This window comes from Winogradskyella sp. MH6 (assembly GCF_022810765.1).
Taxonomy (GTDB): Bacteria; Bacteroidota; Bacteroidia; order Flavobacteriales; family Flavobacteriaceae; genus Winogradskyella.
In genome coordinates, this window is record NZ_CP094494.1 from 2,763,975 (window position 1) to 2,776,270 (window position 12,296).

Sequence of the window (12,296 nt, forward strand, 5' to 3'; positions counted from 1 at the left end):
TAAATGTTTAAAGAGAATAAATATTTCGGTGAGGTATGGTTTAAGGAATCACAAGATGTGAAGTGCTTCTGTGTCCTTGAGCTAAAAGATAACAAGATATTTATAACCACAAATTTGAATAAGAAATATGCAGCATACCAAATTGAAGTGATTTATGGAATGTTCACAGGTTTAGGTTATGTAACCTTTGTTAATTGTAATATACAAAATAGTAGTACAGGTATAATTGAAACTAAAGTATATCGCCCTAAATACACCTTTGTGTGTGCTCATCACTTAATAGAACCGGTAAATTTAAAAGTGAGTGAATTTCAAATTGACAATGCAGCAATTGTAAAGTGGGTTAGAAAAATGAATTGGTATAATTCATTTGAAGATAAGGTTGAAAAACAAGAAGACATAAAACACCAAACAGTTATTTCACAAGACTTAACTTTAACAATAACAAAATCTACTTCATACACTTCCAATCACGACTTTTTAAGAATGGATAACATAGGCTATGTAGACTTCAAGTCTACAAAGAATTTGAGTATTCTGGAAAGCATTGAACTTTACAATTCATTTCAAAAAATATTTCATTTCATTTACGGTAAATCTGTTCAGTTTAAGTCCTTTAATTTTAAGTGTTTAAGTTGTGGTGAGTGGGCTTCATTATATTATAAGGATGATTTTAATAAGGAGAACATTTCTGGTTTTATTACACTTGATTATGATACAATTAATGAAGACTTATCTAAATTAATCAAACATTGGTTTACGAATCCAGACATTACTTATTGTGCCGATATAATAATTGAAAATTTATTAACTGTAAAGACAAGTCATAGTAGAAGGTTCACTAATTCATATTCAGCCTTTGAAGCTTACAGTTTTAAATTTGGTAAAACTCATAAAAACCCAACTGTAGAAAAATATTTATTAGAACATAAAGAGTTAATTCATAGAATTACTTCAATTCCAGAAAGCGAAATCAAAGGTTATGTTTCTAAAATAGTAAGACATAGGGATTATCTAACTCATCGAAATAAGACAAAGAATAACATTTTTTCTCAATTTGAGTTGCTATACATTTCCTTTTTATTGGATTATATAGTCGGTATAGGTTTAATGAAAAAGATGGAAGCTTCAGAAGAAGTAATTGAGAAGATAATGTTAAGGGCAAAATCTACTTATCAAGATATGCAGTCGGTTAATAGATTGTTGAATAAGGATATTTTAGAGATTAATACTTAAATAATTTAATTATGTAGGAAGTAATAACAAACACCTCATTATCTATGCAAGAACACTTAAAAACCAACATACTCAATTTTAAATGGCCAAGTAGCGCGCCTACCATATACTTATCATTGGAGGATATAGAAGAAAGCCATCCAATTCATTGGTCAAAGTTTTCAAAGCAGATTAAAGAGGCGTTTCCAGATACAGATTTATCTAAAGTAGAGCATATTTATACAACGTTTACTCAAGAAATACCCAATGCACCAAGTATCAAAATAGACTTGACAAAAGGTAAAGAACTACGCATTTACAAGCAATTCCTTAAACACCAATTAAAAACATATTTTTTAGAAAAGGGCTATATCGTAGTCAAAAACTTTGTGCGTGATGTGCAAGTGTGGTTGCCTTCAAAAAACGGGAATACAGGAGACTATAACCTCTTTTATAAATTTTCATTTAAGATACAGTTCGCAAAACTTACAGACTTACCAGAGCTAATAGTGTCTTATGATGGTACATCAAAAGTACTTACAAAGTCTGTTCAGGATATTGAGGAAACAGAGTTTATTAAGCGTTGCGTGTATGGTCAAAAGACATTCAATTACCAAATGGACCTCGATTCAGAGGATAGAGAAGACTTTTACAATAGCATAGATTTTAGTCAAGCCTTTCCAATATTCAATTTACAATTGGCAAGAGCTATAAGCATTCCAATTGAAGAACCAGAAAGATCAAAAAACAAATATCAAAAATATGTAGCACTCATTTCCAATTTTGCAGAAAAATATTTGTTTACAGAAGAATTTAAAGCCTTATTCCCATTTAAACAAGATGCTTTTATAGATGTTCCTGGTAACCGTATCAATCACATAAATCCCAACTTGGGCTTATTAGAGTTTGGTAAAGACCAATATGGCAATAAGAAAACCCATTTAGTGCCTAAAAAGGCAATGAATATCTTAAGTCCTTATCGCAGACCAAACAATCAAAATATCAAGATATTTTTCATTTGCCACACCTCTCATAAAAATGATGTATTGAAGTTTTATGACAATTTTAAAAATGGTGTACAAACAGAGAAAGTTTTTTACAAAGGTTTAGAAGCTTATGTAAACATCAAAGCATCATCATCTAAAGAACACTTTATCGAATTTACCAATGAAAACGACCCGATTCCAGAAATAGTTGAAAAGTTAGAAAGCCTAACCTTCGACCACGATAATATAAAATACGCAGCATTTTATTTAAGCCCATTCGATAGGTTCACACCAGATCCTGACGACCGCGAAATTTACATCCGTATTAAAGAACTGTTTTTAAACGAAGGCATAGTTACCCAAGTGGTAGATTATGAAAAAATGGTCATCAATATTGAAAATCAATACAACTTCCAATTCTCATTACAAAACATGGCTTTGGCTATCCATGCCAAATTAGGTGGTGCACCTTGGAAGCTGGCAGTAACTGATAAAAAAGAATTGGTAATTGGAGTAGGAGCATTTACCAATCAAGGGGAAAACAGAAGGTATATTGCCAGTGCATTTAGTTTTCAAAATAATGGATTGTTTAGAAATTTTGAATACTTCAACCAAAACGAAACAAAACTATTAGCAGGTAGCATATTAAAAGCAATTAGAGATTTTACATCAGTAGCCCAAGCAGATAAAGTAGTCATTCATTTTTATAAAGAAATGAGCTACGAAGAACTGCAACCAATTATTGATGGTATGAACAAACTAAAATTAGGAGTGCCTTTATATATTCTGAATATCAATAAAACCGAAGCAGAAGATATGATTGCTTACGATGTAAATTGGGGTAATAAATTAATGCCTGTAAGCGGTACATACATTCGCATTGCCGAAAACCAATTCTTATTGTTTAACAATGCACATTACCCAAACGATATTTATTATGCAGATACAGATGGTTATCCATTTCCAATAAAGATAAAAATAAGCAGTCCGGATGAAGACGCTTTTGAAGATGTTGAGGTGATTGAAGAATTGTTAACCCAAGTATATCAGTTCAGCAGATTGTATTGGAAATCCTTACGCCAACAAAATGTACCAATTACCATAAAATATCCCGAAATGGTAGCCCAAATAGCACCTCGTTTCGAAAACGGTGTTCCAGAGGACGCTAAAGATACGTTGTGGTTTTTATAAATACTTTGCAACACCATTGCATTAAAATATTTTTATCTTTGTCTCAATGAAAGTTTTAGCACTCATATTATCTATTTATATCTTTGCGCTCAATTTAGTGCCTTGTGAAGATAATGGTATACCAGATAATGAGGTTAAAACCGAAATTTCTCAAGCGTTAGACAACGACCATCAACATCAAGGAGCAGATCTATGCTCACCATTTTGCCAATGCCATTGTTGTCATATTCACGTGATACATTTTAAGGTTGTAGATTACAGTGTATCTAATACTGTTATTCCAACACAACTTTTCTATTATTTTGATGGTCTTGAAAAAGACTTCAATACCACCCTTTTACAGCCACCACAGGTTTAATGAATGCCTGCCTATGCAGGTATCTTATAAATTCAAGTAACCCATTTTAAAATAGGTTGCTTATCTCTATTTATAAATTCATTATAACCATTCTTATGATTAATAAAATCATTGATTTTTCAATCAATAATAAATTCATTATTGGTTTGCTAACGCTTACCATTATTGGAGCAGGTATCTGGAGTATGACCAAAGTACCCATAGATGCCGTTCCGGATATTACCAACAACCAAGTTCAGGTAATAACACAATCCCCAAATTTAGGCACAGAAGATATTGAGCAAATAGTTACCTATCCTGTTGAGGTGGCAATGAGCAATTTGCCTAATGTGGAAGAAATTCGCTCAATTTCACGCTTTGGTCTGTCAGTTGTCACCATTGTATTTAGTGATGATATGGGTACATATCTTCCAAGGCAATTGGTTGCTGAAAAACTCAACGAAGTAAAAGAACAAATTCCGGCGGGTTTTGGAGAACCTACAATGGGACCTATTTCCACAGGTCTTGGAGAGATATACCAATACACATTAAAAGTAAAACCAGAATATCAAGATAAATATTCCATTTCGGATGTGCGTACAATGCAAGACTGGATTGTACAACGCCAAATGGCAATGGTTCCTGGTGTTGTCGAGGTCAACGCTATTGGTGGTAAAATAAAACAATATGAAGTTGCTGTAGACCCTAACGAGCTTAAATCTATTGGGATTACCATTACAGATGTATTTGAAGCCCTCGAAGCCAATAACCAAAATACGGGTGGTGCTTATATCGAAAAAAACCATCAGGCTAATTTTATACGTGGGGAAGGATTGGCAAGAAATTTAGACGACATTAAAAAAATTACGGTTAAAACCATTAATAATGTGCCTATTACCATTGGTGATATAGCAACAGTTCAATTTGGTGCAGCTATTCGTTACGGAGCATTAACACAAGATGGCGAAGGAGAAGTTGTCGGTGGCTTGGTAATGATGCTTAAAGGTGCAAATTCAAATGATGTGATTGCCAATGTTAAAGAGCGTATGGTTCAAATACAAAAATCCCTGCCAGAAGGCGTTGTTATTGAACCTCTTTTAGACAGAAGTAAGTTAATTGGAGAAACGACATCAACGGTTGCTACAAACCTTATTGAAGGGGCTTTAATCGTTATTTTCGTCCTCATTTTCTTGTTGGGTAATTGGCGAGGTGGCTTAATTGTAGCTTCAACTATTCCACTATCCTTACTGTTTGCATTTATTTTAATGAATGTATTCAACGTATGGGCTAACCTGATGAGTTTAGGAGCTATAGACTTCGGTATTATTGTAGATGGTGCAGTGATTATTGTGGAGTCTACGGTATTTCTTATCGCTTCCCAAGTACTTAAAAAGAAAAAAATAACAACCAAGGAGCGTGATGAGGTTGCTGCATCGGCTTCCAAAAAAATGATGAATGCAGCGTTCTTTGGCCAGCTAATTATTCTTATCGTATTTCTTCCCATTTTAGCCTTACAAGGCATTGAAGGCAAAATGTTCAAACCAATGGCATTGACCTTCATCTTCGCTATGTTGGGAGCTATGGTATTGTGCCTTACCTATGTTCCAATGATGTCTGCTTTAGTATTGAGACCGCCAAAAAACAACAAATTATCTTATGGAGATAAATTTGTGCATTGGGTTGAAGATAAATACAAACCTTTATTGCAAAGAGCACTCTTAAAAGGAAAATGGATTGTAGGAATTGCAGTGGCGTTATTTGCGGTAACAGTTTTTATGTTTACCCGAATGGGAGGCGAGTTTATCCCACAACTCGATGAAGGCGATATTGCATTCCACGCCATTTTAAAACCGGGCAGTTCACTATCTGAAACAGTAGAAACTACTACCAAAATTGAGCAGATTGTAAAGGCAAAATTTCCCGAAGTCGAAAAAATTGTGAGCCGTATTGGTGTAGCCGAAATACCCACCGATCCAATGCCTATGGATTTAGCAGATGTATTCGTTATACTGAAACCTAAAAGTGAATGGACTACGGTAGAGACAAAAGACGAGCTTATTGAAGCAATAAAAGAAGCTGTTGAAATTATTCCTGGAGTGAATTATGAATTTACCCAACCTATAGAAATGCGTTTTAATGAATTGCTGGAAGGAGTTCGTGAAGATATTGCCATAAAATTATACGGCGAGGATATTGATATCTTATCGCAAAAAGCAGAAGAAATTACTAAAATAATTGCAGGAACACCTGGTATTGGTGATATGAAAGCCGAAGCCACAACAGGTTTGCCTCAAATGACTATAAATTATAATAGAGATAAGTTGGCGCAATACGGGCTACAAATCAATACACTAAACAAAATGGTGCAATCGGCATTTGCCGGAGGAAATGCAGGTGTGATTTTTGAAGGAGAAAAGCGGTTTGATTTGGTAGTTCGTTTAAACCAACACAACCGTAAGGATATATCAGATATTCAAAATCTGTTTATCAATTTGCCTTCGGGGACACAAATTCCACTTCGTGAAGTAGCGGATATATCCTATAAAGCAGGGCCTATGCAAATAAGCAGGGACAATACCAACCGCAGAACCTATGTAGGTGTCAATGTAAGAGGGCGTGATGTAAAATCGTTGGTGGGAGAAATCAAAGAAAAATTAGATGCACAATTGGAACTGCCTTCAGGTTACTTTATCCGTTATGGTGGTGCTTTTGAAAATTTAGAACGTGCCAGCAATCGCTTACAAACCGTAGTGCCTATTGCCTTACTACTTATTTTCGTACTGATATACTTTGCTTTAAAATCAGTACCACAAACCTTAATGATATACATTGCTATTCCAATGGCAACCATTGGTGGTGTGGTGGCTTTATGGTTGCGTGATATGCCATTTAGCATTTCGGCAGGTGTTGGTTTTATTGTATTATTTGGGGTTGCCGTGTTAAACGGCTTGGTTATGATAAGTGGCCTAAATGAATTGAAAGAAGAAGGTGTCACCAATTTAAAAGAAAGGATTTTGGAAGGTACAAAGCGAAGAATACGCCCTATTATGCTAACAGCATTTACAGATGTGTTGGGCTTTTTACCAATGGCTGTTTCAGCATCGGCAGGTGCAGAAGTTCAGCGTCCGTTGGCAACGGTAGTTATTGGTGGTTTATTGACTTCAACATTACTCACCTTATTTGTATTGCCTATTTTATATCATTGGGTTGAGAATAAATCGTTTAGGTTAAAACCAAACAAAAAAATAGTGAGTGCAACCGCAGTACTGGTTTTAATGTTGGTGTTTTCAACTCGAAGTAATGCACAACAAATCACGGATACCTTGCCTAAAATTTCGTTGAACGAAGCTGTTGCTTTATCTAAAAAGAACTATCCGCTATTGAAACAAAAACAATTGGAAGTTACCAAACAAGAAAACCTAAAATCTACGGCATACGATTTTGGTTCTACTCAAATCTTTACAGGAGGTGAAGAAGTCAAAGATGGAACAGGAATCTACACAACGGTCGGTGTTGGACAATCAAATATGGATGTGTTTGGAATCGGAGCAAAACGAAAACTGCAACAACAACGCATTGAGTTGTCTCAAAAAGCATTGCAATTATCTGAATTGGAGGTAGAACTGGAAGTGAAAAAAGCGTGGGCAAAATGTTATCAGTCTATGAGAAACTTTCAGTTGTACAAAGAGCTTGATTCTATCTATGGTAATTTTGAACAAGCAGTTACGCTGAACTTTGAAGTGGAAGCCATTTCTAAATTGGAGTATTCAGCGGCAAAAAATCAAGTGTTTCAAATTCAAAATAAAAAAGTACAGGCATACAGAGATTACCTCATAGCCATACAACAGTTAAATCTTTGGTTATTTGAAGACGAAATTTATACTGTATCAGAAGAATTGGAAAACATTGCAACGATTGAAACTGATAGCTTATCAACAAATGAACATCCAATGGTTACTGTTTCAGAAAATCAATTGAATGTCGCCGAAGCAGAATTGAGAGCGGCAAAAGCCGATAATTTACCGAAATTGAACCTTCAGGGTGGTTTACAAAAAGTTAATGGTAATTCAGGTTTTTATACCTATCAAGCAGGAATTTCCATTCCATTCCTGTCAGGTTCAAACAAGGCCCGAATTAAATCAGCAAAAATTGACAATGCTATTGCAGAAAGTAATTTGCTATTCAAAAAACAAGAATTACAATCACAATATGCACAAGCAAAAGAAAATTATTTAAAATGGAAACTGTCTTGGGAATTTTACGAAACACAAGTATTACCGTTAACCAAAGACCAAAAATCAGGAGCGTTGTTGGCGTATAAGGAAGGAGAAATAGATTATACCACCTTTACACAATTGGTAAAAGAAGCCGTACAGTCAGAACTGGAAGCTCAAAACGCTTTAATCAATTATTTAGAAAGTGCATTTCAATTACAATATTTCAATCAATAACATTATGAAAAAAACAGCATACAAATACATCGCAGTCATTTTTGCAGCACTTTTTATGGTGTCTTGTGGCAATAAAAAAGACCATTCAGAAAATGATGGACATTCTTACGATAAAACAGAACAAACCAGTGAAAATGAAGAACACCACGAAGAAGGCGAAGTAACGCTTAATCAGCAACAGTTTGATGCCTTAAAAATGAAAATAGACACCTTGGGCTTACGCAATATGAGTGGCTATGTTGAGGCAAACGGCACATTGGAAGTACCACCACAAAACGAAGCTGCTATTACTTCTGTAGTAGGTGCCAATGTAACATCCATAAAAGTAATTGAAGGCGATAAAGTTGAAAGAGGTCAGGTAGTGGCTTATTTGTCACATCCAAATATTATAGCCTTACAGACCGATTACCTAAACGCTTATAGCAATAGCGAACTTTTAAAGAAAAATTACGAACGCCAAAAAAAATTATACGATGCAGGAGTAGGATCTGGTGCTAATTTCCAAAAAGCAGAAGCAGAATACAAAGGTTCAACGGCATTAGTAAATGGTTTGGCAGCTCAATTAAGTATTTTAAATATTAATACAGCATCAGTTCGTAATGGGAGTATCGCTCAACAAATTCCACTACGAAGCCCCATTGAAGGATTTGTGCAAAAAGTAGAGGTTAAAACAGGACAATATGTAGAACCACAAACGGAACTGTTCGAGATTGTAAACACACACCACGTGCACGCAGATTTAATGGTGTTTGAAAAAGATGTCTATAAAGTAAAACAAGGGCAAAAGGTAACTTTTAGTGTGCAATCCATACCAGATGCAGAACTTACGGCCGAGATTTACTCGGTAAGCAAAACCTTTGAAGACAACCCTAAAGCGGTTCACGTGCACGCCGAAATAGAAAATAAATCAGGTAATCTCATTCCAGGTATGTACATTCAAGGAAGAATACAAACCGATAGTACATTAACAAAGGCATTGCCCGAAAGTGCCATTGTAAAAGATGGCGATAGATTTTTTGTTTTTACGGTAGAAAAAGAAGGTGAAACTTGGGCTTTTAAGCCTGTAGAAGTAATAACTGGTGAAAAAGATGGAGTTTGGATTGCAGTTACTTTTTCAGAAGAAGTATCTGCTAAAACCAAGTTTGCTTACAATAATGCGTATTACCTTATAGCAGAAATGAAAAAAGGAGAAGCAGAACACGCTCATTAATTATGGAAACAATAGAACAATTATTAGAGTCAAAAGATATTCGCGTTACAGCAATGCGGTTGCTTATTTATAAGTTTCTTGCAGAAAAAGAAGTAGCGGTAACCTTGAGCGATATTGAGAATGCGTTTGAAAAGGCCGACAGGACAACGCTTTACAGAACAATAAAAACCTTTGAAGAAAAGGATATTGTACATCAAATAGACGATGGTACAGGCATCACTAAATATGCCTTATGCGAACAAGGATGCAGTTGCAATATTAAAACAGATTTACACTTACACTTTCATTGTACTAATTGTGGAGAAACAGTTTGTTTAACAGACCACAAAATACCTCAAATCAAGGTTCCTGAAGGTTTTATTTCCGAAAATGTAAACTTGGTAGTTAAAGGTATTTGCGATAAATGTAGCGGTTAATAATGCACTTCTGTTGCATCCCTTTTTTACGGAACTTTGAATTTAAGACAAATAAAAAATGAAAAAAAAGAAAATAAATCTACGAGACTTAAAGCCTGATTCTGATAACGGGCATAGTCACGATGATGGTCACAATCACGGTAAAAGTTCAAGTCAATTTAAAGCATACATTCCTGCCGTTATAAGTTTTACAATGCTTATTATTGGAATAGTATTAGACTATTTTGATGTTTCTTTTTTTAAGGATTGGCTTCGTATAATTTGGTACGGCATAGCATATCTACCTGTTGGTTTTCCGGTAGTTAAAGAAGGTTGGGAAAGCATAAAAAAGGGCGATGTGTTTACAGAGTTCTTTTTAATGTCTATAGCAACTATTGGGGCATTTATAATAGGGGAATATCCCGAAGGCGTTGCGGTGATGTTATTTTATGCAGTGGGCGAACTCTTTCAAAATGCAGCAGTCAATAGAGCTAAAGGAAACATTAAGGCCTTATTGGATGTAAGACCAAAGGAAGCCAATGTTTTTCGAGATGGTGATTATATAAGCGTATCGCCCGAAAGTGTCGAAATAGGCGAAAAAATCCAAATTCGTGTAGGTGAAAAAATACCATTGGATGGTATGCTGCTATCTGAAAAAGCATCTTTAAATACCGCAGCGTTAACAGGCGAAAGTAAACCTGACACCATAAATAAAAAGTCAAAAGTATATGCAGGAAGCATTAATCTGCAAAGTGTGATTGAAGTGGAAGTCACCAGCAAGTTTGAAGACAGTTCCATAGCGAGAATATTGGATTTGGTACAAAACGCCACAGCAAGAAAGTCCAAAACCGAATTGTTTATCAGGAAGTTTGCCCGTATTTACACACCAATTGTAGTGTTTTTAGCAATAGGTGTTACGTTTCTACCGTACTTTTTTGTAGAGGATTATGTGTTTAGGGATTGGTTGTACAGAGCATTGATTTTCTTGGTAATATCCTGTCCTTGTGCGTTGGTAATTTCTATTCCGTTAGGTTACTTTGGTGGATTGGGTGCAGCTTCAAAAAATGGTATTCTGTTTAAAGGAGCTTCCTTTTTGGATGCTATGACCAAGATAAACACCTTGGTAATGGACAAAACAGGCACGGTTACCAAAGGAGTTTTCAAAATCAAAAGCATTAAGACCTTTGATTGGGATGAAGAAGAATTTATGAACTATCTAATGGCAATGGAAGAGCAATCTACACATCCTATTGCTAAAGCTATTATGGAATACCAGAAAGGAACCAACAATTTTGAAGCAAATAAGGTTTCTGAAGTTGCAGGAAAAGGGTTAAAAGGTATGGTAAAAGGTAAAGAAGTTTTGGTTGGAAATAAGGCTTTAATGGTATCCAATAATATAGAAGTGCCTAATGAAACTGAATCTATCGTGGAATCTATTGTCTTGGTAGCTATTGATAATGTTTTTGCAGGTTATGTGGTAATTGCGGACGAATTAAAGGAGGATGCTAAAGAAACCATATCAAGTTTACATAGGGTAGGGATTAAAAAAATAATGATGCTTTCAGGAGATAAAGATTCCATAACTCAACAAGTGGCAAAGGATTTAAAAATAGAAAATGCCAAGGGAGGTTTATTGCCAGAGGATAAATTAAATGAAGTTGAAGCATTAAAGAAAAATCCACAAAATAAAGTAGCCTTCATTGGTGATGGTATTAATGATGCACCTGTTTTAGCAGCAAGTGATGTAGGTATAGCAATGGGCGGATTAGGTAGCGATGTAGCCATAGAAACAGCCGATGTTATCATTCAAACCGACCAACCTTCAAAAGTAGTGAGAGCTATTAAAATAGGCAGTTCCACTCGAAAAATTGTATGGCAGAATATCATTTTGGCTTTTGGTATTAAAGTAATTGTACTGATTTTGGGAGCAGGAGGTTTGGCAACAATGTGGGAAGCTGTATTTGCAGACGTAGGCGTGGCTTTATTAGCAATTCTAAATGCGGTAAGGTTACAGAAAATGAAATGGAGTTGAGCATTAAACTTCTGTTAATTAAATAAGTATTTGTTAAAATTTCGTAACTTTGCAATTACAATGAAAAAAGTATTGCATAAAATAATGGCTTTCGCAATGGCTTTTGTAGTGTTATTCTCTACAATGTCATTTACTGTGAATATGCATTATTGCGGAGATACGTTAGTAGAAACTGCTATTTTTCATAAAGCCAAAGGGTGCGGAATGGAAATGGAAAAGCCTTCAACCGAAGGATGTTCTATTACCAAGAAAAATTGTTGTGATGATAAACAATTAGCAATTGAAGGTCAAGACGAATTACAATTGCAAGTTGACAAAATCACATTTGAACAACAAGTATTTTTAGCTTCATTTGTTTACACTTACATTAACCTTTTTGAAGGTTTAGAAAATAACGTTTCTACTTACGAAGAATATAAACCGCCACTCGTCATAAGGCAACTCTACAAGATTGACGAAACATACTTAATTTGATTTTT

8 protein-coding genes are annotated in these 12,296 nt (G+C 35.1%); all 8 read left to right on the plus strand.

Annotated elements, in window-relative coordinates; all coding sequences use genetic code 11:
- The first annotated feature begins 3 nt into the window (after nucleotides 1-3).
- The 8 genes from MST30_RS12425 to MST30_RS12460 all read left to right on the plus strand — a co-directional run bounded on the left by MST30_RS12425 (nucleotide 4) and on the right by MST30_RS12460 (nucleotide 12,291).
- Nucleotides 4-1,236, plus strand: coding sequence for an ApeA N-terminal domain 1-containing protein (locus MST30_RS12425; RefSeq protein WP_132704064.1), 1,233 nt, complete (start codon nucleotides 4-6; stop codon nucleotides 1,234-1,236).
- Between the two features lie 44 nt (nucleotides 1,237-1,280).
- Nucleotides 1,281-3,392: a Piwi domain-containing protein gene (locus tag MST30_RS12430; protein WP_243471731.1), complete on the plus strand. Its 2,112-nt coding sequence runs from the start codon at nucleotides 1,281-1,283 to the stop codon at nucleotides 3,390-3,392.
- A 46-nt stretch (nucleotides 3,393-3,438) separates the two neighbouring features.
- Nucleotides 3,439-3,750 carry a DUF6660 family protein gene (locus tag MST30_RS12435; RefSeq protein ID WP_103051056.1) on the plus strand — a complete coding sequence of 104 codons (312 nt, stop codon included), beginning with the start codon at nucleotides 3,439-3,441 and terminating at the stop codon, nucleotides 3,748-3,750.
- 95 nt (nucleotides 3,751-3,845) lie between these two features.
- Nucleotides 3,846-8,180, plus strand: coding sequence for a CusA/CzcA family heavy metal efflux RND transporter (locus MST30_RS12440; RefSeq protein ID WP_243471732.1), 4,335 nt, complete (start codon nucleotides 3,846-3,848; stop codon nucleotides 8,178-8,180).
- 4 nt (nucleotides 8,181-8,184) lie between these two features.
- Nucleotides 8,185-9,390, plus strand: coding sequence for an efflux RND transporter periplasmic adaptor subunit (locus MST30_RS12445; protein ID WP_103051309.1), 1,206 nt, complete (start codon nucleotides 8,185-8,187; stop codon nucleotides 9,388-9,390).
- Between the two features lie 2 nt (nucleotides 9,391-9,392).
- Nucleotides 9,393-9,806, plus strand: coding sequence for a Fur family transcriptional regulator (locus MST30_RS12450; protein WP_103051058.1), 414 nt, complete (start codon nucleotides 9,393-9,395; stop codon nucleotides 9,804-9,806).
- A 58-nt stretch (nucleotides 9,807-9,864) separates the two neighbouring features.
- A complete protein-coding gene (locus tag MST30_RS12455; protein ID WP_243471733.1) occupies nucleotides 9,865-11,817 on the plus strand; it encodes a heavy metal translocating P-type ATPase in 1,953 nt (650 codons plus the stop codon).
- 60 nt (nucleotides 11,818-11,877) lie between these two features.
- Nucleotides 11,878-12,291, plus strand: coding sequence for an HYC_CC_PP family protein (locus MST30_RS12460; RefSeq protein WP_241974209.1), 414 nt, complete (start codon nucleotides 11,878-11,880; stop codon nucleotides 12,289-12,291).
- Nucleotides 12,292-12,296: the final 5 nt, after the last annotated feature.